At 41.4% G+C, this 21976-nt stretch carries 26 protein-coding genes; 17 read left to right on the top strand and 9 right to left on the bottom strand.

The features are described 5' to 3' along the window. From dmpG to MKX97_RS14920, 4 genes are all read left to right on the top strand, one after another. Positions 1 to 1020: a 4-hydroxy-2-oxovalerate aldolase gene (gene dmpG / locus MKX97_RS14935; RefSeq protein ID WP_009498731.1), complete on the top strand. Its 1020-nt coding sequence runs from the start codon at positions 1 to 3 to the stop codon at positions 1018 to 1020. A 2-nt stretch (positions 1021 to 1022) separates the two neighbouring features. After that, positions 1023 to 1814: a fumarylacetoacetate hydrolase family protein gene (locus MKX97_RS14930; protein ID WP_342536341.1), complete on the top strand. Its 792-nt coding sequence runs from the start codon at positions 1023 to 1025 to the stop codon at positions 1812 to 1814. A gap of 65 nt (positions 1815 to 1879) precedes the next feature. Next, positions 1880 to 3139 carry an MFS transporter gene (locus MKX97_RS14925; protein ID WP_342537516.1) on the top strand — a complete coding sequence of 420 codons (1260 nt, stop codon included), beginning with the start codon at positions 1880 to 1882 and terminating at the stop codon, positions 3137 to 3139. Beyond that, entirely contained in the window at positions 3129 to 3434 is a 306-nt protein-coding gene (locus tag MKX97_RS14920; RefSeq protein WP_342536340.1) for a hypothetical protein, read from the top strand. Before MKX97_RS14925 ends, MKX97_RS14920 begins: the two co-directional genes overlap by 11 nt. A 52-nt stretch (positions 3435 to 3486) precedes the next feature. Here the strand turns inward: MKX97_RS14920 and MKX97_RS14915 are convergent, their stop codons facing one another. Then, positions 3487 to 3708, bottom strand: coding sequence for a hypothetical protein (locus MKX97_RS14915; RefSeq protein WP_342536339.1), 222 nt, complete (start codon positions 3706 to 3708; stop codon positions 3487 to 3489). A gap of 193 nt (positions 3709 to 3901) precedes the next feature. Further along, the gene (locus MKX97_RS14910; RefSeq protein WP_342536337.1) at positions 3902 to 5308 is read right to left on the bottom strand and encodes a cytosine permease; all 1407 of its coding nucleotides are present in this window, start codon (positions 5306 to 5308) and stop codon (positions 3902 to 3904) included. Positions 5309 to 5722: 414 nt separating this feature from the next. Here MKX97_RS14910 and MKX97_RS14905 point away from each other — a divergent pair, with 414 nt between their 5' ends. Continuing rightward, entirely contained in the window at positions 5723 to 6268 is a 546-nt protein-coding gene (locus MKX97_RS14905) for a YusW family protein (RefSeq protein ID WP_078818589.1), read from the top strand. A gap of 47 nt (positions 6269 to 6315) precedes the next feature. Here MKX97_RS14905 and MKX97_RS14900 read toward each other — a convergent pair whose 3' ends face one another. Continuing rightward, a complete protein-coding gene (locus tag MKX97_RS14900) occupies positions 6316 to 6660 on the bottom strand; it encodes a DUF3899 domain-containing protein (RefSeq protein ID WP_176132609.1) in 345 nt (114 codons plus the stop codon). Positions 6661 to 6852: 192 nt separating this feature from the next. On the opposite strand from MKX97_RS14900, the gene MKX97_RS14895 reads away from it, so the two are divergent. From MKX97_RS14895 to MKX97_RS14875, 5 genes are all read left to right on the top strand, one after another. After that, on the top strand, positions 6853 to 8574 hold the full coding sequence (locus MKX97_RS14895; protein WP_340760529.1) for a peptide ABC transporter substrate-binding protein: 1722 nt from the start codon (positions 6853 to 6855) through the stop codon (positions 8572 to 8574). Positions 8575 to 8739: 165 nt separating this feature from the next. Further along, complete coding sequence (gene opp3b, locus MKX97_RS14890; protein WP_009498722.1) at positions 8740 to 9672, top strand: oligopeptide ABC transporter permease; 933 nt, start codon at positions 8740 to 8742, stop codon at positions 9670 to 9672. Beyond that, positions 9672 to 10697, top strand: coding sequence for an oligopeptide ABC transporter permease (opp3C, locus tag MKX97_RS14885; RefSeq protein ID WP_009498721.1), 1026 nt, complete (start codon positions 9672 to 9674; stop codon positions 10695 to 10697). Before opp3b ends, opp3C begins: the two co-directional genes overlap by 1 nt. 15 nt (positions 10698 to 10712) lie before the next feature. After that, on the top strand, positions 10713 to 11777 hold the full coding sequence (locus MKX97_RS14880) for an ABC transporter ATP-binding protein (RefSeq protein WP_009498720.1): 1065 nt from the start codon (positions 10713 to 10715) through the stop codon (positions 11775 to 11777). Next, positions 11777 to 12709: an ATP-binding cassette domain-containing protein gene (locus MKX97_RS14875; protein WP_340760522.1), complete on the top strand. Its 933-nt coding sequence runs from the start codon at positions 11777 to 11779 to the stop codon at positions 12707 to 12709. Before MKX97_RS14880 ends, MKX97_RS14875 begins: the two co-directional genes overlap by 1 nt. 217 nt (positions 12710 to 12926) lie before the next feature. Here the strand turns inward: MKX97_RS14875 and MKX97_RS14870 are convergent, their stop codons facing one another. Continuing rightward, positions 12927 to 13415, bottom strand: coding sequence for a DinB family protein (locus MKX97_RS14870; protein WP_342536335.1), 489 nt, complete (start codon positions 13413 to 13415; stop codon positions 12927 to 12929). 79 nt (positions 13416 to 13494) lie between these two features. Between MKX97_RS14870 and MKX97_RS14865 the strand changes: the two genes are divergently transcribed. Then, the gene (locus MKX97_RS14865) at positions 13495 to 14133 is read left to right on the top strand and encodes a pentapeptide repeat-containing protein (RefSeq protein ID WP_342536334.1); all 639 of its coding nucleotides are present in this window, start codon (positions 13495 to 13497) and stop codon (positions 14131 to 14133) included. Between the two features lie 47 nt (positions 14134 to 14180). Here MKX97_RS14865 and MKX97_RS14860 read toward each other — a convergent pair whose 3' ends face one another. The 4 genes from MKX97_RS14860 to MKX97_RS14845 all read right to left on the bottom strand — a co-directional run bounded on the left by MKX97_RS14860 (position 14181) and on the right by MKX97_RS14845 (position 17948). Then, a complete protein-coding gene (locus MKX97_RS14860; protein ID WP_221837611.1) occupies positions 14181 to 15065 on the bottom strand; it encodes a D-alanyl-D-alanine carboxypeptidase family protein in 885 nt (294 codons plus the stop codon). 117 nt (positions 15066 to 15182) lie between these two features. After that, entirely contained in the window at positions 15183 to 16037 is an 855-nt protein-coding gene (locus tag MKX97_RS14855) for an ABC transporter permease (RefSeq protein ID WP_342536332.1), read from the bottom strand. Next, the gene (locus MKX97_RS14850) at positions 16021 to 16959 is read right to left on the bottom strand and encodes an ABC transporter ATP-binding protein (protein ID WP_342536330.1); all 939 of its coding nucleotides are present in this window, start codon (positions 16957 to 16959) and stop codon (positions 16021 to 16023) included. The genes MKX97_RS14855 and MKX97_RS14850 overlap by 17 nt, the downstream gene beginning before the upstream one ends. 413 nt (positions 16960 to 17372) lie before the next feature. Further along, positions 17373 to 17948, bottom strand: a complete 576-nt coding sequence (locus MKX97_RS14845) for a LytTR family DNA-binding domain-containing protein (protein WP_342536329.1) — start codon at positions 17946 to 17948, stop codon at positions 17373 to 17375. Between the two features lie 105 nt (positions 17949 to 18053). Between MKX97_RS14845 and MKX97_RS14840 the strand changes: the two genes are divergently transcribed. From MKX97_RS14840 to MKX97_RS14820, 5 genes are all read left to right on the top strand, one after another. Beyond that, positions 18054 to 18605: a GNAT family protein gene (locus MKX97_RS14840; RefSeq protein ID WP_342536328.1), complete on the top strand. Its 552-nt coding sequence runs from the start codon at positions 18054 to 18056 to the stop codon at positions 18603 to 18605. A gap of 22 nt (positions 18606 to 18627) precedes the next feature. Next, positions 18628 to 18822, top strand: a complete 195-nt coding sequence (locus tag MKX97_RS14835; RefSeq protein WP_342536327.1) for a hypothetical protein — start codon at positions 18628 to 18630, stop codon at positions 18820 to 18822. 211 nt (positions 18823 to 19033) lie between these two features. Beyond that, positions 19034 to 20206, top strand: coding sequence for an MFS transporter (locus MKX97_RS14830; protein WP_009498709.1), 1173 nt, complete (start codon positions 19034 to 19036; stop codon positions 20204 to 20206). 22 nt (positions 20207 to 20228) lie between these two features. Next, the gene (locus tag MKX97_RS14825) at positions 20229 to 20822 is read left to right on the top strand and encodes a histidine phosphatase family protein (protein WP_078818628.1); all 594 of its coding nucleotides are present in this window, start codon (positions 20229 to 20231) and stop codon (positions 20820 to 20822) included. After that, the gene (locus tag MKX97_RS14820; protein ID WP_009498707.1) at positions 20806 to 21318 is read left to right on the top strand and encodes a YcxB family protein; all 513 of its coding nucleotides are present in this window, start codon (positions 20806 to 20808) and stop codon (positions 21316 to 21318) included. The genes MKX97_RS14825 and MKX97_RS14820 overlap by 17 nt, the downstream gene beginning before the upstream one ends. Before the next feature lie 102 nt (positions 21319 to 21420). Here MKX97_RS14820 and MKX97_RS14815 read toward each other — a convergent pair whose 3' ends face one another. Then, the gene (locus tag MKX97_RS14815; RefSeq protein ID WP_342536326.1) at positions 21421 to 21609 is read right to left on the bottom strand and encodes a hypothetical protein; all 189 of its coding nucleotides are present in this window, start codon (positions 21607 to 21609) and stop codon (positions 21421 to 21423) included. 196 nt (positions 21610 to 21805) lie between these two features. Between MKX97_RS14815 and MKX97_RS14810 the strand changes: the two genes are divergently transcribed. Continuing rightward, positions 21806 to 21964 carry a hypothetical protein gene (locus MKX97_RS14810; RefSeq protein WP_171805946.1) on the top strand — a complete coding sequence of 53 codons (159 nt, stop codon included), beginning with the start codon at positions 21806 to 21808 and terminating at the stop codon, positions 21962 to 21964. Positions 21965 to 21976: the final 12 nt, after the last annotated feature.

The following is a 21976-nucleotide window of genomic DNA, read 5'->3' as shown; positions in this document are numbered from 1 at the left end:
ATGACGAAGAAGCCAATTCAAATTACAGAAGTATGTTTACGAGACGGAAGTCATACGGTAGCGCATCAATTTACGGTAGAACAAGTACGAAATGTTACCCGTGCGTTAGATGATGCAGGCATGCATTATATAGAAGTCAGTCACGGAGATGGACTAGGCGGTTCCACTGTCCAATATGGAAAGTCATTGGTCAATGAAATGGAATTGATCGAAGCAGCCGTAGATGAATGTACGAATTCAAAGGTAGCGGTACTTCTGATTCCGGGTATTGGTACAATGAGTGAACTAAAGCAAGCGCATAAATTAGGCGCGAAACTCGTACGAGTGGCAACTCACTCAACAGAGGCAGACGTTTCTGCACAACATATTAGCCAAGCGCGTGAACTTGGAATGGAAGCATTAGGTTTTCTGATGATGGCGCATTCTGTGCCTGTGGATAAATTGGTCGAACAAGCGAAACTTATGGAGAGTTACGGCGCACAAGCCGTCTATGTAACCGATTCAGCGGGCGCACTTTTACCTCATCAGGTAAGCGAGCGTATTAAGGCACTGCGCGGTTCATTGGATATTGAAGTCGGATTCCATGCGCACAATAATTTATCTCTAGCTGTTGCAAATACGCTTGCTGCAATCGAAGAGGGTGCTACTCGTATAGATGGAGCGGTACGTTGTTTAGGAGCAGGAGCGGGCAATACACAAACGGAAGTATTGCTGGCAGTAATGGATCGCATGGGTATGGATGTCGGAATTGATCTTTATAAAATGATGGATCTTGCGGAAGATATTGTAGGCCCGTTAATCCCTGGCACGCAAGAAATTAAAAAAGGGAGTCTCGCGCTTGGCTATGCTGGCGTTTACTCGAGCTTCCTATTGCACTCGGAACGGGCGGCTGCAAGATTTGGTTTAGACCCGCGCGATATCTTAATGGAACTTGGAAAAATGAAAGTGGTAGGCGGGCAAGAGGATATGATTCTGGACGTGGCCGCTGAATTGGCGAAGAAGGAGAAAGTGAGGGTATAAACATGACAGTACTTACAGATCGTGAAAAAGAAATTGTTGATTATTTATTTACAGCAGAACGTGATGCACGAGAGGTTGTCAAAGTAACCGACAAATATCCGGAGCTGACGATTGAGGAAGCATACGAATTGCAAGATCGTTTATTGGAACGTCGATTGCTGGAAAATAAGACGAAAAATGTAGGCGTGAAACTAGGTCTGACTAGTAAAGCCAAGCAAGTCATGATGGGGGTTGACGAAGCAATTTACGGTTACTTACACGCCGATATGCTGTCAACAGAATGGGAGCCTATCAACTATTCAGATTTGATTCATCCAAAAGTGGAACCTGAAATTGCCTTTTTATTGGGAGCGGACTTAGAGGGTGAGGATGTTACGGCAGAAGATGTAATTAAAGCTACAAAATACGTAGCGCCCGCTTTGGAAGTGATCGATAGCCGATATAAAGATTTTAAATTCACGTTGGTCGATGTGATAGCAGATAACTGTTCATCCATAAAGTTTGTTGTAGGTAGTAAGTGGATTTCTCCAGACTCTATCAATTTAGGGACGATCGGAATGGTCATGTCTAAAAACGGAAAAGTAGAACAAACCGGATCGAGTGCTGCGGTGTTAGGGCATCCAGCAGAAGCGATTGCTTGGTCGGTAAAAGAGTTAAGCAAAAGAGGCAAAGGATTGAAAAAGGGAGATATCATTCTTAGCGGGGCGATGTCAGAAGCGATTGCATTTGAATCGGGTGACTCCGTTGTCGCACAATTCGATGGCTTAGGCAGTGTTTCAATGTATTGTAAGTGATCAATAAAAAGAGAGTGTGCTGATTACCAGCCCTCTCTTTTTCATTATAGATGATAAAAGAGATGATGCGCACAGTGAATGTGAAATCTAAAGAACATACATTGCAAATAGCTTGGAAGATGCTGATTTGGCTATTACTGGCTCAAATCATGGTGTCTTTTGTAGGTAGAAGTTTAGCACCTTTGACAATCTTAATCGGTGAAGATTTATCTTTATCTAATACACAAATTGGTTTGCTTCCAGCTGCTCTTTTTCTCGGTCAATCTTTGGCTGCTATTCCTTCTGGTCTGTTAGTGGATCGTTTAGGATCAAAAAAGCAGTTATTCGGTACAATAGCCTTGCTGGGGGTTAGCTTTATCCTCATATCCCTCACTACACAATTCTACTTGTTGTTGATAGTTGTGGTGATCGGGGGCGGGGCGTATGCCGCGATGCATCCAACGACAAATAGGGGAATCTTATATTGGTTTCCCCAGCGCAGTAGAGGGACGGCAATGGGAATAAAACAAATGGGGATTACAGCGGGCTCCGCGTTAGCTGCACTGTTTTTACTGCCATTGGCCAAAGAGCTTGGCTGGCGTCCTGCCTTGTTTATCAGTTGCCTTGTGCTGTTAGCTGTAGGAGTGTTGGTATCCTACCGATATCAAGATCCAGCTGATTCTATGGCAAAAAAAGATGCGCTTTTAACTAAAGGTAAATTTCAAGAAGACTTGCGAAAAATACTGCAAAATAAACAAGTTCTTTTATTGAGTATTAGTGCGATGGGTTTACAAGGCGCACAGCTATGCCTCACTACGTACATTATTTTGTTTGCTTTTGAAAAGCTTGAGATGACACTTATTCTGGCAGGCCTATTACTCGTATTGGCTGAAATAGGCGGCTCTGTTGGCAGGGTGGCTTGGGGAACAATCAGTGATAAGTACTTTGCGGGGAACCGGATGATCATTATGTTCATTGTAACGGTTCTGACAGGGATGTGTGCACTGGTATGTGCTGTGTTATTACCTGCAACTCCACTTATAGTTGTCTTGTGCACAGTCTTCATCTTCGGTTTTTCCATTTCAGGTTATAACGGAGTCTGGATGACAATTATAGTAGAGTTGGTGCGGAAGGAAAATTCGGGTATCGCTACAGGAGTCACTATCACAATCAGCTCTTGGGGTGTGTTAATCATACCTCCACTTTTTGGCTATATTGTAGATATAAGCGGATCCTTTTCAAAAGGTTGGCTATTCATAGCCTCTTTAATGGCAGTTGTCGTTCTGTTACTCAAACAAACAACCAATCATAAAGAAGTGAAAGGAGTGGATGAAGTTGTCGACTGAAGAGGTAGTTCAATTACCGGACTTCGCATTCGTTCATCATTGTCATAAAACATACAGAGTTACCAATGAATTGTACCGCTGCATCGATCAGTTCTTTTCTACATACGGCATCGAGAATAGAACTGAAAGACGAAAACATCTTCTATCATTTTTGGAATATAGCAGCATCAAACAACCGGAAAATAAGGAACTGATAAATTGGGGAGGCAAAAGGTTGAAGAGTGAAATGGAGTCGTATTTAGAAGACTCCTTTGTTGTCTTATATATGAGAGAAAAAGCGGGATCTCCCAATTAAACAAAAGCCGCCCGAAAAGTCAGATGAAATGACTTCTCAGACGGCCTTCACATCAAAACTTCAAATGAAAAAACAAGCGCGAAAGTCCCTTTAGGATAATCGCCAAAGCAAACAATACAACGACGATTACTACGATGACTACCGCGATGGTCAGCAACAAGTTACCTGAAATAGCTGTTAGTAAGCCAGGCACAATTAAAACCAGGCCCAACACAGCATATGCAGCTAAAACCCCGGCTAGGAAAAGCCCCACATTACCTTCGTATTTCGACATACTTCTGCACCTCCTTACTGTAAGGTATGTTCCTTACAATAAGACGATGTAATGCAATGTACACGACTGCGCCAAAAACCTATTTCTGTTTCATCCTAATTTAAGCGAATGAATAAATTGCCCATCGTAAAGCTTGGAGCGATTAGCCACAGCTCTCACTCTAAAATTCTGTTTTATAGAGGAGTTGGGGAAGTTAAGCTAGTTTATCATCTGGCGTAATATCATTCGGTTCGTGTTCCAAATAATACTTGCCTTTTGTATAGACCGCTATGATAACAGTCAGCAAGGCAGCCAGCAAGGCAGCGAAGAAAGCAGCTGTAGATTGTAGGAAGATGCCCATGTAGCCAGATGCGGCAATCGTGCTGAATGCGCTGGCGGCTATCAATGAAACTACGCCAACAGGATTCCACTTATACAAAAACTCTTGACGTGCTACGTAGTAGGTCGGACCGATTTTTAATAACTTTTTAACAATGAGCGCGTCTGTTACCAAAATAGCAGCCCAAGAGAACAAGAAAACGCCTTGAAATGTCATTACGGTATCTAAGTGATTCACAATTCCGCCAAGCATTAATAAAATGGCTGAAAATGCAGAGACGACAACCCAAAACCGTCGGCCTGGGGTGAAACGGAAAATGTTCTCAAAGAAGTTGGATAGGGAGAGGGAACTACTGTAAATATTTGTGACGTTGATTCGCAATTGCGTCAGCATCGTGAACAATGCACCGCCGATCCCGAGCAATAGAACAATATAGACACCTGGATCTTTCTCTAAGAAGCGAACACCAAACCAAATACCCAGTCCACCCATTACGCCATAACAGAAAATCTGTGGAATAAAGCCTATCGCGATGGAACCGAACTTTCGATCCTCTGGGCGTAAAAAGCGAGCATAATCGGAAGCAAGCAATGCGGTCAGTCCCATAATTCCATTATGCATTCCGATGCAAAATAAAAGTGCTGTCCCACCGAACTGCACACCTTCAGGCATATAAGAGAAAACTGAACCAGTATACAAGGCGGGTTTCATAAATGAAACGACAATCGCGGTGATCAAGAACACGAGGAAAATAGGCATTGACCATTTTTGAAGTTTATCAAGCTGTTCTATTCCAAACCAATTTAGGGGGATAATAATGGTTCCAAACACGACGATTAAGATCCATTTTGGAAAGTCAGGCATGAAATGATGTACGGCCGAGACGAGGATTAATCCTTCGAGTGCACAGTACATAATGAAGTTGGAGGCGTAAATTAAAGAAGTCAGAGACGAACCGATATAGCCAAATCCGCCACCGCGTGATAATAAATTAACATTCATGCCGGACTTGGCCGACAAATAGGCAATGACCGTACCGAGAAGTCCCGCCACGATGATGGCATAGATGGCAGAAACAATGGCATTCGGAGCACCGAATTGCAAAGCCATGACGCTTCCCATTTGAAAATAAAAAATGGCAGTTGCAATTCCGAACGTGATGTTCGTTATGCTCAGCCAACTTTTTGTACGATCTTCCAGAGGTACTCGATCCAATGAATAATCGCGGACCGCTTCATCTTCTACCAAATCATTACGCAACGTTTTTTGTTCCGTTGTCATACACATCAGCTCCTTCTAGTAGTAGTCAACCCCTTCTGCCAGTATTTCTGGCGAATACTCATTCACATACATATGGAATGGTTAACCCGTTCATCAGATGAATTGACACTTTTTAATATTAACAATTACATAATGAAAAAATCAAGTGTATTATGCGTTTTATAATTAATGTGAGTATAAATGTCTATAAATTAATGTTTTAATACGAAAAAGAAGGTGAGTTTTAGAGAAAGATAGGTAATAAAAAATAAATTTTGTTACTGAATTTATGAAAATAGTGGAAACCCACATAGTTTTCATTCGCAGGGGACTCCATCATTCCCTTTTCATAACCCAACGCAAGAAAAGTAAATGATTAGAACGTAGAGAATGGGGAATGACTAAGTGAAAGGATATAATGAGGAGGAATACTTAATGAAACGTTTACTGATCACAACTGTATCTATTATGGCCATCGGTCTTGCAGCATGCGGAAATGATACAAATGAGCCGGTCGTCGATGAAGGAGCTACAACAACTCCGACTGAACAACCTGCAGACACGAATACTGATGGTACGGGAACAACAGATACGACTACAAACGGAACAAAAGATGAAACAGCGAGCGGAACAACTGACGATATGAAAGCTGATATGGACAAGCTTTCTTTCAGAGAGATAGAAGTAGAAATTTCTTATGGTAACGATATTGAATATGAAGCGGAAATTGAGCAGGATAGAAACGAACCCATCAAAGCGAAAGTAGAAGATGAGGTCAATCAAGTCTATTTAAAGGGGCAAGAAGCGTTTGATGATCTTTATCCTAAAGTCGAGCAACTACAGTTGACAAAAGATAGTACGAATGAAGAAACAATCAATCAAGTATTGAAAGCATTTGGGCTGAAATCGGACTATCAAAAGTTTGATGTAGAAATCAAATTTAATGATGGCAGTAAATTAGACATAGAAGAACGTAAATAATAAAAAAGAAGTGTCTCCATATAGTATGGAGACGCTTTTTTGTCGGTTTATAAATAGTAAAGTACCAAGGCTAGAAGCATTAATACAAAAGAGGGAAGTCCTGCCATGAAAAACCAAGCAGAACGAACTGACATGGCTTCGGATGGAACACGCATCGATTCAAGCGCCTCTCGCTGTCCTTTTCGTGCTAGAACCTTCTGCATGCTTTTCATGAAAAAGTCAAAGGATCCTGTACGGATAATAAAAACTATCCCACCTATTAACAACAATAATCCACTTACAAAAAATGAAACATTAATATAGCCTAGTAAAGACCACTGACCATAAATGAGCCATATAAAAATGAGTATTACAACTTGAGAAATAGAAAAAATAATAATATTTGATTTCATATAAATCCTTCTTTTCATAATAGAATTAATGACTACCATCTATCATACTAGAAGCAGGACTGGAAGTGTACAGACAACATGCAGTACTATTAAAATTAAAAAAATTTAGTTGATAGCGTTTACATCTATAAATTTTTCTTGTATAATGAATAAGCTAGTTCTTCAAACTATTTCAAAGGGGAGGTCAATGATTTGAAGAGTAAAAAGTGGCTTTTACTTATGGCGCTGACGTTAGTGCTCAGTATGTTCCTAGCTGCATGCGGCGGTTCGAAAGAAGAAGACAAGCCTGCGGCAGATAAGGACAAGGAGGATGATCAGGCAACTGAAAATCCAGCAGAAGAAGACGGAGAGCCGGATGCTGAACAAGTATTATACTTGGAGGAACGAAATGCGATTCCTTCTGTTGATTCTGCGATCGTTGAAGACCAAGTAGGCTTCAATGTGTTGAACAACGTCAATGAAGGTCTATACCGTTTGAACCAAGAAAACATTGCGGAACCGGCAATGGCTGCTGAAGAGGCGGAGGTAAGTGAAGATGGATTAACTTACACATTCAAGCTTCGCGATGCGAAATGGTCAGATGACACTCCTGTTACAGCAGAAGACTTCGTATTTGCATGGCAGCGTGCGATCGATCCTGCGACTGGTTCACCTTACGGACCATTCATGATGTCTGGCGTAATCAAAAATGCGACAGAAATCTCTGAAGAAAAGATGGAAGTGTCTGAGCTGGGGGTAAAAGCTATAGACGAAAAGACGTTTGAAGTAACACTTGAACGTCCGGTACCTTATTTCTTATCCCTTATGTCTTTTGGAACTTTTTATCCACAAAAAGAAGAATTCGTAACGTCTAAAGGCGATGCTTATGCAACAAATTCAGACGGTCTCCTATATAACGGTCCATTCATTTTAACTGATTGGGATGGAACGGGCGATAGCTGGACGTACAAGAAAAACGAACACTATTGGGATGCAGAAAACGTAAAGCTTGATGAAATTCATGTAAACGTTGTAAAAGATTCTGCTACTGCAGTTAAGCTTTATCAAGATAACAAGTTGGATTGGGCTAGAGTTACCGGTGATTTGGCTATGCAATACCGTGATGATAAAGAAGCGGTAATCGAACCTGAAACTTCTGTTTTCTACTTCAAGTTTAACCAAGAACGTGGTGGAGAAAAAACGCCACTTGCGAACGAAAATATCCGTAAAGCCATTGCGAAAGCTTTTGAAAAAAATGACATGGCGGATATAGTTATAGCTGATGGTTCAACACCTGCAAACTTCTTAGTACCTACTGATTTTGCATTTGATGAAAATGAAAAAGATTTCCGTGATTTGAGCGGAGACCACTTGGTATATAATGTGGAAGAAGCACAAGAACACTGGAAAAAAGGATTGGAAGAGCTAGGCGTGGATTCTCTTAAATTAGAAATCCTAGGTGGAGACACTGAGCTTTCTAAGAAAATGGATGAGTACTTCAAGTCTCAATTGGAAGGTAACCTAGAAGGTCTTTCGATTTCATTGAAAGAAGTTCCTTTCTCTGTACGTCTAGATTTGGATACGAACCAAGATTACGACATCCAAGTATCTGGATGGGGCCCTGATTTCCAAGACCCGATTTCGTTCCTAGATCTTTTTGTAACTGACGGACCAAACAACTTAATGTCTTATTCGAACCCTGAATACGATAAGTTGATTGAGGATACAAAAGGCGAATTGGCAGTGAAGCCGGCTGAACGTTATGAAGCGTTCGCAAAAGCTGAGAAAATCTTACTTGAAGATGACGCAGCCATTGCTCCAATTTACCAACGGAGTTTGGTTATTTTACAAAAGCCATACTATAAAGGTGTAGTAAGACATCCATTTGGAGCGGATTATAGCTATAAATGGGCTTATGTTTCAGGCAAGAAATAAGTTGTGTTAATTTCATAGGGGAGAGTATATGGGAGAATTTTTATACCATATACTCTCTTTTTAGTAAGGTCAAATAATTTCAAAATTTCTAAGGCACTTTTTATTGCGAATACACCGAATATTTTGTTGCCTATATTGTATCAAACCCTGGAGGTGTAACGTAAAGTGGTTAAATATATTGGAAAGCGCATTGTATATATGTTCATTACCCTGTTTTTGATTGCGACAGTCTCTTTTTTCCTGATGCAATCATTACCAGGTTCCCCGATTGCTTCGTATAGTAAGTTGAACGAAACACAAAGAGCAATAGTTGAAAAAAAATATGGGATCGATAAGCCGAAGCCTGTACAATACGCAATTTATATGAAAAATCTAGCGAAAGGTGATTTGGGAACTTCTTTTGCGTTTAAAGGAAAAAGTGTCAATGATTTATTGGCATCACGAATCAAACCTTCATTAATCTTGGGAGCGCAAGCGATGGTCTTTGGGACTCTCGTCGGAATCCTGTTAGGTATGCTTGCTGCATTGAAGCAAAATACATTTTGGGATTACGGAAGCACCTTTTTTGCGATACTCGGTATCTCCATTCCATCATTTGTTTTCGCGTCTTTGTTGCAGTATTGGATTGCTTCTCAATGGCATCTATTACCGGTCGGTCTGTGGAATGACGGTTGGAAATCAAGTGTCCTGCCATCGCTTGCACTCGCTATGGGGCCTCTTGCCCTATCCGCGCGTTTCATTCGGACTGAGATGATTGAAGTGTTAAGTTCGGACTATATTACATTGGCCAAAGCAAAAGGAGCAAATGGTTTCGAGATTGCATTTAAGCATGCATTCCGTAATGCGCTGATCCCTTTGATTACGGTTCTTGGACCATTGGCTGCAGGATTGGTTACCGGTTCGCTTGTCGTAGAACAAATTTTTGCAATTCCGGGAATCGGAGAACAATTTGTATCCTCCATCATGGTAAATGACCATGCCACAATCATGGGTACGACTTTGCTATTCTCAGCATTCCTCATCTTTATCATTTTTATCGTGGATATTTTATATGGTGTCATTGACCCTCGTATCCGCTTGTCTGGAGGTAAGGGATAATGCGCAATGAATTCGAACACGAACAACTGCCTCAAGAAGAATTTGAACGGATTACAATCGATAGTGATCAAGCAGAACGTATAGAAAAACCGAGTTTAAGCTTTTGGCAAGATGCCTGGCTGCGTCTTCGGAAAAATAAAGCGGCGGTCGTCAGTGTAGTAGTGCTTTTACTGTTCCTCATTTTGGCGCTGATTGGCCCGCATTTGAATGGACATGCCGGGGATGCGCAAAACTTGCGGCACGCCAATTTACCTCCTAAGATACCTGGTATTGAAAAAATGGGTATTTTCGATGGCGTCGGGAATTTAGCTGGAAAAAAGGTTGATTTGTATGAGATGAAGAAAGTCGATGAATATTATTGGTTTGGCACCGATGGACTTGGCCGTGATTTGTTTACACGTCTCTGGTTAGGTACTCAAGTATCCTTGTTCATCGCATTTGTTGCAGCAGCCATTGATATGGTGATTGGTGTAGCATATGGTGGGATCTCCGGATACTACGGCGGTCGGACGGATGATATTATGCAGCGGATTGTCGAGATATTGATTGGTATACCTACTCTAGTCGTTGTCATTTTAATGATTATGATTATGGATCCGGGGATTATGGCGATTATTATCGCGATTTCCATAACCGGATGGATTGGGATGTCTCGTATTGTACGAGCTCAAACCTTGAAATATAAATCACAGGAATTCGTACTCGCATCACGAACACTAGGTTCAAAAGACGGTAAGATTATTACGAAGCACCTGTTACCGAATATGCTAGGGATCATCATCATCAATACAATGTTCACGATTCCGAATGCAATTTTCTTTGAAGCTTTCCTAAGTTTCATTGGGATCGGTCTTCAGGCGCCAGATGCTTCATTAGGTACGTTGATCAATGATGGCTATAAAGTGATGGAACACCAACCGTATATGTTATTATTCCCAGCACTTGTCATCAGTATTTTAATGATTGCCTTTAACTTGATTGGTGACGGATTGCGTGATGCACTAGATCCGAAGATGAAAGATTAAGAGGAGGAGAGCAAGTTGACTAAGATTCTACAAGTGAAAGACCTCGAGCTTTCCTTCCATACATTTGCAGGTGAAGTGAAAGCAATCCGGGGCGTGAATTTTGATTTGATTAAAGGGGAGACGCTTGCGATAGTGGGCGAGTCGGGATCGGGAAAATCTGTCACGACAAAGTCTATTATGCGTTTGCTACCTCAGTCGAGTGCTGAATATAAAAATGGGGAAATCTTGTTTGAAGGAAAAGATTTGACCAAGGTTTCAGAAAAAACGATGCAAAAGATTCGCGGGAAAGATATCTCGATGATTTTCCAAGACCCGATGACATCGTTGAATCCAACGATGACGATCGGAAAGCAAATCATGGAGCCTATATTGAAGCACCAGAAATTGAGTAAATCTAAAGCATTGGAGCAAACCATTAATTTATTGAACCTTGTTGGGATTCCGAATGCTGAAAGTCGCTATAAAATGTATCCACACCAATTTTCAGGAGGGCAGCGTCAGCGTATCGTCATTGCGATTGCGCTCGCCTGTAACCCGAAGATATTAATTGCCGATGAACCAACGACAGCTCTGGATGTTACGATTCAAGCACAAATTCTAGAACTGATGAAAGAAATCCAGAAGAAAATCGATACATCCATCATTTTCATTACCCATGATTTAGGTGTTGTGGCGAACGTGGCAGATCGGGTGGCAGTCATGTACGGAGGAAAGATTGTGGAGATCGGAACCGTAGATGAAATATTCTATAATCCACAGCATCCATACACATGGGGATTGCTCAGTTCAATGCCATCCATGGATTTGGCGGATCAAAAGCTTTATGCCATTCCAGGTACCCCTCCAGATTTATTAAATCCTCCAAAAGGGGATGCTTTCGCGTTGCGTAGCGAGTATGCAATGAAGATTGACATGGAACGCCAGCCGCCATTTTTTAAAGTGAGTGACACGCATTACGCGGCAACATGGCTTTTACATCCGCAAGCACCTGAAGTGGAACCGCCAGCTGTCATTATCGAGCGGATGAAAACTTTCCCGGGTAGCCGATACTATGTCGAACAGACAGGGGGGAACGCATAATGGCGGAGCATTTAATTGAAGTGAAAAATTTAAAGCAATATTTCAATGTGGGCAAGTCATCCGAAGTCCGGGCGATCGATGATATTAGTTTCTCTATCAAACGCGGGGAAACTTTCGGGCTGGTAGGAGAGTCAGGCTGTGGTAAATCGACAACAGGCCGTACGATGATACGGTTGTACGATGCAACTGCAGGTCAAGTGCTTTATGATGGCCTGGATGTTCATGCGCCAAAAAGTCAGTCTGAAAACCAAACATTAAACCGAAAAATGCAGATGATTTTCCAAGATCCATACGCATCATTGAATCCACGGATGAAAGTATTGGATATCATTGCAGAAGGTTTGGATATACACGGTTTAGTGAAATCAAAAAAAGAACGTAAAGAACGAGTTATCGAACTTCTGGAAACGGTCGGATTGAATCGGGAACACGCCGAACGCTATCCCCATGAATTCTCGGGGGGGCAACGGCAACGGATCGGGATTGCACGTGCACTGGCAGTGGATCCGGAATTCATCATTGCCGATGAGCCCATCTCTGCTCTAGATGTGTCCATTCAAGCGCAAGTAGTCAACTTGCTGAAGGAACTTCAGGAAGAAAAAGGCTTGACGTATTTGTTTATTGCCCATGATTTGTCGATGGTTAAATACATTTCAGATCGAATTGGCGTCATGTATTTCGGTAAGTTAGTGGAAATGGCGCCAGCAGATGAGTTGTATCGCAATCCGATGCACGCTTATACGAAATCATTACTGTCTGCGATTCCTCTTCCTGACCCAATCTATGAGCGTTCTCGTGTACGCCATCCTTATAATCCGAAAGATCATCAGTATGGCCCGGATGAAAAGGTAGAATTCCGCGAAATTGCTCCTGAACATTTTGTGTTGTGTTCGGAGAAGGAATTTAAGGAAATGCAAGCTGCACGAATGTGAATAATGATTAGCAAGTCCTCTGGCGAAACATCGCTAGAGGACTTTTTTTATTAAGTGAGGTGTAGGATACGCATGAGCGCACCAAAGTCATGTCGAAGCGAACCAAAGCCGCGTCGGCCCGCACCAAACCATCGTTAGACCGAACGAAACCCAATCCCAATCCCCTCCAATGAAAAACGGAGCGGCAGATGGTATTTGATCTGCCGCTCCGTTTTATTTATAACCCTAATTTTTGTTTTACTTCTTTAATTTGATCAATATGACGCAATTCGTGATAGCCGATGAACGGAATCCATTGTTTTAGATTCATCTCACCGAATACAGGGTGAGGGTAGGATTTTTCCTCTAATTGCGCATCAGATGTACTCTCAGCAAATTCCCGTAAGGTCGAGTGAGTTGCGTTGAGTTTGGCTTTTAATTCTTCCAGTGTTGCGGATTCTTCTGTAGGAGTTGCAAATTCCGGAGCTTGTACTTTCGTCGATCGATTGACTGTCAGCTCAATCGGTTTGTCGGCTACGTCCTTTTGCTCGCCTGAGGTAAGCTGTGCTTGTATAGTTTTGATGACGCCGCCTTCCATAAGATAAAGATGTTCAAGCACTTGTTTTATGGACCACTCGTTATCTGAAGGTTTTCGATTAATGTCTTCATCTGTTAAATGGCCGACTTGCGTCCATAATTCCTCGCGTGCTTGGTCATTGATCTTCATATACTTCACTCCTTTTTTTATGGTACCATTTCATAGAGGGCAATGCTTCTTAGGGCTCTCAAGGAGAGGTGGAATTCAAATGAAACTTAACCAACCGAAAGTGTCGGGACAATTAACTCCGGCAACGTTTCAAGATGTATGGCTAGAAGAGGATCCTTACCTTCAAAATTGCGTCGTACTTGATTCGAGGTTTGATGGAGAGATGGTGGAACGAGCTCAATTAACAAATATGCTCGTTAAAAACTCAAGTTTTCAACATGCGTCCCTACCGGATTTATTCATTACCGATGTCCGATTTGAGAACTGTGACTTTTCCAATGCGGATTTAAGAGGGGTTAGTATACACCGTGCCAGTTTCCACAATTGCAAGATGCTTGGCGTAAACTTTGCGGATGCTCGCTTTACTGACGTTTTATTCGAGCAATGTATCGGTAATCTCTCTGCGTTCGTCCATGCGAAGTGGGAACGCGTGCTTTTTGAACAGTGCCAACTTAAAGACGCGGATTTTTTCGATTGCAAACTGAAGCAAACGAAGTTTTCAATGTGTAATCTTGACAGTGCAAGTTTTGATGAAACCTCTTTAAAAGGAGTGGAACTGAGAAGCTCAGAATTCGAAAGTATGACCGTGTCGATGAAAGACTTGGAAGGATGCATCGTTTCTGTCCGGCAAGCCGTACAGTTTGCAGCGATGATGGGGTTGGATATTCGAGATGAATAAAGATAAAGCAGACCTGAGTTGAAAGGTCTGCTTTATTTTTGAATTAGTTAGTTTGTAAAACGTTCAATCAGCTCACGAGTCAAGGTGAACCGGGGTTCTGAGCTGTCACCATCTACATCCTCCACACCTATCACTACGGAAATGACACGCTTTCCATTAAACACACCAGTGCCTGCAAAACAAGAACCAGCAGCGTCGGTATAACCCGTCTTTAAACCATCTATTCCTGCCATTTGAAGTGGCATACCAGACAGCAGTAAGTTCGTGTTCCACATTTTCACATTTTGTTTTGAGGTAAAGCTTTGCATCTTGGTAAACTCTAATATTTCCGGATGTTTCTTAATCAATTTTTGCGCTAGCAATGCCACATCATAAGCAGACGCTAAATTGGTTTCGTCTTCACTGCGGCCTAAATAGCTGCCGTCTAGTCCAGATGAATTATAAAAAGACGTGTTTTTTAGTTTCAAGGCGTTAGCTTGCTTATTCATAATAGATACAAATTGATCTTCTGTTCCGCCCACCAGCTCGGCTAATGCGATGGCGGCATCGTTCGCGGAAATGACACTCATCGCTGTGAATAGCTCACGGACAGTATAGGTCTGATCAGCCGTCATACCGATTTTAGATGCACTCGTTAATGCATTCATATTCAGTACAGATGCGCTCGGTTGATATACAGTATCCCAAGACAGTGCACCACTTTTTATTGAATTTAAGACAATGTATTGCGTCATAAGCTTCGTCATGCTGGCAATAGGTAAAGGTTCGGAACTATTATTCTTATATAAGACCTTATCTGTCTCTGCGTCCAGCAAAATCATTGCTTTAGCGGACACACTCCAATTTTCCTGCACTAGTTGATGGTCGTCCCATTTCGAAAAGGTGAAATAAATTCCACCTATTAAAATGAAGACCAACAGTAATTTTTTCACATGGACCCCGTCCTATTCAGTAAAGTAACTGACTTCAATTATGCATGATCAACCTGAAGAAAAGGTAAAGGTTTTTATGAAGAATTTATGAAGATGATTATAACGATAGTAAAAGGGCTAGGTTCTTTTCCACCTCATGACGGTCAGGAATAGAAAGGAGAATACGAATGCCGTTCCCAGTAAATAAAGTACACTGAATAAGAGTGAACTAGAACTTCCATTTATTTCGAAAAAAACGCCCATATTCAATTGAAAGTCTTCTATGACTGCGATCGGTGCGTTTGAGAAGGCTTCCTGAAGCGGCCGGTCCATTAGCAATTGACGAAATAAGGCCGCTGAATGGGAAGTAGGAAAAAATTTTATGATGGTTTGCAAGTAAGCAGGCAAATTTCCAATAGGTATATAAATTCCAGCCAGAAATCCAAGTAATGTCCCGATTACCGTACTTGCAGCGGCAAACGCATTGGATGTTGTAAAGAAAGAAACTAGAAGTAAAATCATAGAACCGCTCGCCAATACGGATAATAGGCTGACCCCGATGATTTTTAGAAGCTGAGTGAAAGCTAATAATTCTCCACCTGAGAAAAATAGAAAAACATTTGCTGTAAAGAGTACGACCAAACACATAAGGAAACCAATGAAGATGGAACTCATGACATAGCCGGCAAATAGAGAGGACCGTTTGATCGGAGAAGCGTAAAAGTCTAAGTAAGTGTGTGTCGAGCGATCCTCCACCATAACACCAAACGCGCCTAGCGTCGTGGTCACTGAAGTTACTGCTAAAATTCCGGCCAGAATCCATGATGTGAGAAGCCAACTTTTAGCCGGGAAATCGGGCAAACCTTCTGCCATTAAATCGCCAAGAAAGAATACATACAGAGCAATCAGGATGAAAACGGCAAGCAGTGAAAAAAACAATGCAGCCTTATCGCGGAAATAAACTAGTAAGTTACGTCTAGCAAATGCCAGCATCAGACGACCCATCCTTTCCGTTATGAATTTGGATGAATACATCGTCTAGACTAGATTTCATTACTTCAAAGGAAGTAATGTCATCTTGGTACTTTGCTAAAAGTGGAATTGCATCGGTCGTTCTTTGCAAGTTCAGAATGTATGAGGCATTTTCTTCACGAAATTCCAGTTGATCTGCCTGTAGTTGATTGCGAAACTGCGAATGGTTTGCAGCTGTGATAACCAGTCTATCAGCAGAATAGTCAGTTTTCAGTTGATTTGGCGTTCCTCTCGCGATAATCCTTCCTTCTTTCATTACAACAACAAAATCAGAATTAGCGGCTTCTTCAATATAATGAGTCGTTAAAAAAACTGTCATTCCTGTATCGCGTTGCAGTTGTAAGATCGTATTCCAAATCTGTTTTCGATTCTGGGGGTCCTGACCGGTAGTAGGTTCATCGAGCAATAAGATCTTTGGCTGATGGAGAAGGGCTCTGGCAATATCCACTCTTCTTTTTTGTCCGCCAGATAATTTACCGTACCGGCGTTCCAAAATAGCAGTTATATCAACAATCTCCGCTACTCTCCCAATAGCTGCTCCTCTTTCGTATTTTGACATTCTGTAAAATCGAGCTCGAAGGTCTAAATTCTCTCGCACTGTCAGAAGTGGATCCAATAAACTGTCTTGAAAAACAACACCAATCTCTTTGCGTATTGATTCATCATCTTTCCCAACTGTTAAGCCATTTACTTTCACATCTCCTGTATCATGTTGTAAGAGTGTTAAAATTATTGAAATGGTAGTGGATTTACCTGCACCGTTTGTTCCTAAAAATGAAAAGAGACTTCCTTTCTCTACATAGAAACTAATATCTTGGACAGCATGGACAGAACCATAAGATTTTTGTAACCCGTTAACTTCTATAATTTTAAGCATTTGCATCACTCCTCGTATTCGAAATCACTTTATTGATCACTCGCTCTGCTCCCTTATTATTCATATAAATCATGGTGTTGACGAAGGCATATGCTAATAGACCGCATACGGTAACCGTTACAATATAGAACGAGTGAAAAGGGTACACCTTAAATGCAGCTCCTGCTATAAGTAGAACGACTATGACGCAGCCTAGTTCAATTAAATGAATAAGCCAGGGCTGCTCTACCGGTAATTGATGGGATAAGAAAATTAACAAGGTGATCATGGTGGAGATTATAAATAGATAGGCGGTCATCCTTTCAGTTAATGGCGGGAAAATATTGAACATCCGAAATAGGTAATAAAATATAGAGCTAAAAGTAAATGCAAAGCAGGTAGCACTAATATAGATAATTGTACGATTCAAGTTATTCACCTCACCCTAGAAAATGTTTTCGAAATGATTTTACATAATGACGATTGACAATCACTTTTTCACCGTTCGATAAGGAGGTCTCAAACCGTCCATTTATGAGAGCTTTCACGTTTTCAATCTTGGAAGTATTCACGATAAAGTTTTTGCTGATTCTTAAGAAACGGGTATTTACTAGCTGTTCCTCGAACTCATATAATTTTTTGTCACTTTCAAAGACCTCACGGTCGGTGTATAGGAAAGTCGTATCATTTACTGACTCGATATAAAGCAGTTCATCTGAAATTATTGGGTACGTATTGCCATCCTTTTTGCCATGAATCGAGAACATCATTTGATTAATCTGTTGAATCAAGCGGGAAAGACGCTCATCAACTTCGGGGCAATTAATCATAATTTCAACATCTCTAAATTCGTGTGATTTATTTATTTTTAGCCGTATGGTTACCACCTCTTCGTTATCATCTTGGATGAATCGTACCATTTCATTAGAGACGGAACAATGCAATATAGGTGTCTTGCATGAAACGACAGGTGACTTGCATTTTGGATTGGTGTCCGACTCTTCAAAATAATCCATATTGACTTTCTTTTTATTCAAACGTACCATTAGAACCATACAAGTTACATAGGAGCCTTCACAATCCTGCCGTGAGTTCAATACAGATGAATGGAGAGATATAATATGTTTATGCTTAAAGTGACGGATCAAATTTCATTGAAATTGCTAGGGCAACGAGATGCGAATGAGCTATATGATCTCGTGGACGATTCCAGAAGGAACTTACGTCAATGGCTGCCATGGGTAGATTTCATGATAGAACCTGAACAGTACGGCCCAATTATTTCAGCATGGCTGGAACAATTTGCTGCGGAGGATGGCTTCCAGGCAGGCATTCTATTTAACGGAAATCTGGCTGGGATGGCAGGGTTTCATTCGGTGAGCCAAGCTAATAAACAGACGAGTATCGGCTATTGGCTGGCAGAACCTTATCAAGGGAACGGCATCATGACAGAGGTCGTCAGGTCGTTGCTGGACTATGCATTTGACGAGTACGAATTGCACCGCGTGGAAATCAGATGCGGTACGGGAAATGAAAAGAGTAGGGCAATCCCCGAACGTCTTGGATTTATTGAAGAAGGAGTTCTTCGTGATGCTGAATTTCTCTATGATCATTATCATGATATAATTGTCTATAGTATGCTTAATGAAGATTGGAAGAAGAGTAGAGAGTAAGCGTAATGAAAGGATGAAGAATATGAAATTCGAATTTCAGCAAATTGTCCAATGGATTTTGCTAGTTGCTTTTCTCATCCTGCTCATTTCATTTGCAGTAATATCTTTAGACAGCTATACATTCGACGCTTACTTCATGAGGGCAATGCCAATCGCTGTCCTTACGGGATGTACGGCGATTGGACTGGGTCTTGCAGTGAGCTGGAAGAATCGTTAGAGTTGCCTTGAAAATAAGCGGTGTCCTTTGAAATCGGACTCCGCTTTTTTTGTTTCGATAATAATGTGTACTTTTACAATTACTCGTCAGTCAAGGTGTGCAAACTAAGTAGAGAGATAATTGGGAATGCACTTCTCTTCTTCTTGTAAGTTTCCTCACGGCTTGCTATGATGAAGAAATATCAACTTAGACTGATTGCGGGTGAGAGAACATGAAGAAGGAATCCATTACATTAATACTGTTGTTGTCCAATTTGCTAATTGCTTTTTTAGGGATTGGTCTCGTAATACCAGTTATGCCGACATTGATGAATGAACTGCATATATCGGGTACAGTGGTCGGATACATGGTCGCCATTTTTGCGATGGCCCAGTTGCTCGTGTCGCCTTTTTCAGGAAGATGGGTTGATACAGTCGGAAGAAAAAAGATGATTGTCATCGGCTTGGTCATTTTTAGTGCATCTGAATTTTTATTTGGGATCGGACAAACTTTGCCGGTATTATTCATATCACGGATTTTAGGTGGAGTGAGTGCCGCGTTTATTATGCCGGCAGTTACAGCCTTCATCGCGGATATCACGACGATGGAAACACGGTCAAAGGCGTTAGGTTTTATGTCTGCTGCCATCTCTACAGGTTTTATCATCGGACCTGGAATAGGTGGTTTTTTGGCAGGATTCGGTACTCGGGTTCCTTTCTTTTTCGCAGGAGGTCTTGCATTGTTCGCGGCTGTATTTTCATTGATCATGCTGCGTGAGCCTGCTCGTTATCAAGAAGCTGTGGCGGAAGATGAAAGCAAGCCAGGATTGAAGCGGATATTTGCGCGCCAGTACTTTATCGTGTTTGTAATTATCTTTATTTTGTCATTTGGACTGGCTTCATTTGAATCGATTTTCAGTTTGTTTGTCGATCATAAATTTGGTTTTACACCAACAGATATAGCGATTATTATTACGGGCAGTGGTATCGTAGGGGCACTTGCACAAGTATTGCTGTTCGATAAGCTTTCCAGAATGATAGGGGAAAAACGGCTGATTTTCTTCTGTCTTGTTTTTTCGGCATTGCTCGTGTTTTTAGCTACATTCGTTAGGGGTTATTTTATGGTGTTGCTTGTGACGATTATCATTTTTGTAGGATTTGATTTGATTCGTCCGGCTGCAACCTCGTATTTATCAAAAATTGCCGGGAATGAGCAAGGCTTTGTCGGTGGGATGAATTCGATGTTTACCAGCATCGGTAATGTATTTGGACCTATTATTGGTGGTGCATTATTTGATGTTAATGTCGATTATCCTTTTTACTTTGGCGCGTTTGTATTGTTCCTCGGTGTTGTACTGAATTATCTATGGATCAAGCGAACGCCTGCTTTTAAGGCGAATGTATGACGATGTGTTGGGGGAGATTGCATTGACGATTATTGGATTTGTACGTCATGGACAGACAGCTTGGAATAAGGAAGGCCGTGTTCAGGGGAGCTCGAATATTCCGTTGAATGATGAAGGTGTCCAGGCCGCTGAAAAATTGGCGACTCGACTTGAAGGAGAACACTGGGATGTTATTGTCACGAGTCCTATGAATCGTGCAAAACATACAGCAGAGATTCTCGCTGCTCGTATGCCGAATGTGAAAGTGGTGGAAGATGACCGTGTGCGAGAAAGAAGCAGTGGTCTAATCGAAGGTACGACAGAACAAGAACGTGTGCGGAAATGGGGTCCCGATTGGCGTGAACTGAATATGCAGTTCGAAACTGCGGATAGTGTAGTTGCTAGAGGTATGGAGTTTGTAGAAGAGCAGATTCATATGAACCCGGATAAACGAATTCTCGTTGTAAGTCACGGAAGTTTTATTAAACGGATGATTGTCACTTTGCTTGAGGATGACCGATATGCGGTAACGATCGACAATACGTCACTGACTATCATTGATGTTGAAGGGAAAAGTTGTTCGCTGTTGAATTGTACAGCACACTTGGCAGGAGGAACAAATGGAGATTCAGTATGAGTTAACAGAAGAAGATGTCGTTGCTTTTAATTTATATCATGTTAAGAATTCTAAAGTGGGAAAAAATTCATTGCAGTGGCAACGCTACATATCGCCTTTGATTTTTCTACTCTTCGCCTATTTTTTATCCGTATTTACAGATATGGCACGGGGACCGCTATTTGCTACATTTACGGTAACGGCTATTGCCTGGGTGATCGTATATCCGAAGTATTTTTACTTTCACATCACAAGGCAAGTTCGGAAAATGTTGAAAGAGGGGAAGAATGAGGGCCTTGTCGGTAAGCATTTTATGAAGATGAATAAATCAGGAATGACGGATACTACATCTACAGGTGAAACGAATGTCCAGTGGGCAGGTGTGAAGAGCATCATAGAAGATGCGAATTACTTTTATATTTACACGAGTACGGTCAGCGCGTACATATTACCCAAACGAGATTTGTATTCAGCGGATGCTGTGAAATCTTACGTAGAGAAACGGCTTGTTATCTAGCAATAGAGCCGAGTTGCGGAAACTAATAGGGGCGTCTTGTTCGTTGCATTCGTATGCGATGAACAGGACGCCTTTATAATTGAAAAGATTATATCCAGCGCATTATTTAGTAGGTTTCATTTCTCTTAAGCCAATTTTCATTGCAGCAATCGCACTTGTTACATTCAAGACGACCGCAATACCTAAAAATAGCCACTTTACCTTTTCAGGAAAATCGAGAATGATCGCTAAAATTAGAAATGTAAAGCCAACTGCGAGCATGATCAAATAGGTCAACAATTTTTTAGACAAGACTAATCCGCCTTTCTTATTTTCTACCTTTATTGTAGCACGAAACTCGCTGTCATTTTATGTGAGATTTTTAGGAGAGCTTGTCGAACAAATCCCCAAAAATCGGAAACAATTACGTCGGGACATAACTGATATAAGGTTTGATTCCGGCCGATAGGGGAATAATACATTCAAAATAGGAATGGGAGTGCAGATAATGACGAAAAGTTATGCGGATCAACCCGGTAATCAAGATGAAAACAATAAAAAACCATCTGAAGTGGCAAATGATGCAGCAAAAGAAGCTGAAAAACAAGTTGAGGAAATAAAGAAAGAGGCAAGAGAGCAAGTAAAGGCAGACCGAGATAAAGAATAAAGACAACAAGCG

Origin of the sequence: Sporosarcina sp. FSL K6-3508 (genome assembly GCF_038615825.1) — a bacterium.
GTDB classification, from domain to species: Bacteria; Bacillota; Bacilli; order Bacillales_A; family Planococcaceae; genus Sporosarcina; species Sporosarcina newyorkensis.
The sequence above is the reverse complement of the archived record's forward strand: the minus strand, read 5'-3'. Positions and strand labels throughout refer to the sequence as shown.

Excerpts from the sequence above, each read along its gene's own strand:
- dmpG (WP_009498731.1), top strand. The coding sequence starts at position 1 with ATGACGAAGAAGCCAATTCAAATTACAGAAGTATGTTTACGAGACGGA.
- MKX97_RS14930 (WP_342536341.1), top strand. The coding sequence starts at position 1,023 with ATGACAGTACTTACAGATCGTGAAAAAGAAATTGTTGATTATTTATTT.
- MKX97_RS14925 (WP_342537516.1), top strand. The coding sequence starts at position 1,880 with ATGCGCACAGTGAATGTGAAATCTAAAGAACATACATTGCAAATAGCT.
- MKX97_RS14915 (WP_342536339.1), bottom strand. The coding sequence starts at position 3,708 with ATGTCGAAATACGAAGGTAATGTGGGGCTTTTCCTAGCCGGGGTTTTA.
- MKX97_RS14910 (WP_342536337.1), bottom strand. The coding sequence starts at position 5,308 with ATGACAACGGAACAAAAAACGTTGCGTAATGATTTGGTAGAAGATGAA.
- MKX97_RS14905 (WP_078818589.1), top strand. The coding sequence starts at position 5,723 with ATGAAACGTTTACTGATCACAACTGTATCTATTATGGCCATCGGTCTT.
- MKX97_RS14900 (WP_176132609.1), bottom strand. The coding sequence starts at position 6,660 with ATGAAATCAAATATTATTATTTTTTCTATTTCTCAAGTTGTAATACTC.
- opp3C (WP_009498721.1), top strand. The coding sequence starts at position 9,672 with ATGCGCAATGAATTCGAACACGAACAACTGCCTCAAGAAGAATTTGAA.
- MKX97_RS14875 (WP_340760522.1), top strand. The coding sequence starts at position 11,777 with ATGGCGGAGCATTTAATTGAAGTGAAAAATTTAAAGCAATATTTCAAT.
- MKX97_RS14870 (WP_342536335.1), bottom strand. The coding sequence starts at position 13,415 with ATGAAGATCAATGACCAAGCACGCGAGGAATTATGGACGCAAGTCGGC.
- MKX97_RS14865 (WP_342536334.1), top strand. The coding sequence starts at position 13,495 with ATGAAACTTAACCAACCGAAAGTGTCGGGACAATTAACTCCGGCAACG.
- MKX97_RS14855 (WP_342536332.1), bottom strand. The coding sequence starts at position 16,037 with ATGCTGGCATTTGCTAGACGTAACTTACTAGTTTATTTCCGCGATAAG.
- MKX97_RS14850 (WP_342536330.1), bottom strand. The coding sequence starts at position 16,959 with ATGCAAATGCTTAAAATTATAGAAGTTAACGGGTTACAAAAATCTTAT.
- MKX97_RS14845 (WP_342536329.1), bottom strand. The coding sequence starts at position 17,948 with ATGGATTATTTTGAAGAGTCGGACACCAATCCAAAATGCAAGTCACCT.
- MKX97_RS14840 (WP_342536328.1), top strand. The coding sequence starts at position 18,054 with ATGTTTATGCTTAAAGTGACGGATCAAATTTCATTGAAATTGCTAGGG.
- MKX97_RS14835 (WP_342536327.1), top strand. The coding sequence starts at position 18,628 with ATGAAATTCGAATTTCAGCAAATTGTCCAATGGATTTTGCTAGTTGCT.
- MKX97_RS14830 (WP_009498709.1), top strand. The coding sequence starts at position 19,034 with ATGAAGAAGGAATCCATTACATTAATACTGTTGTTGTCCAATTTGCTA.
- MKX97_RS14820 (WP_009498707.1), top strand. The coding sequence starts at position 20,806 with ATGGAGATTCAGTATGAGTTAACAGAAGAAGATGTCGTTGCTTTTAAT.
- MKX97_RS14810 (WP_171805946.1), top strand. The coding sequence starts at position 21,806 with ATGACGAAAAGTTATGCGGATCAACCCGGTAATCAAGATGAAAACAAT.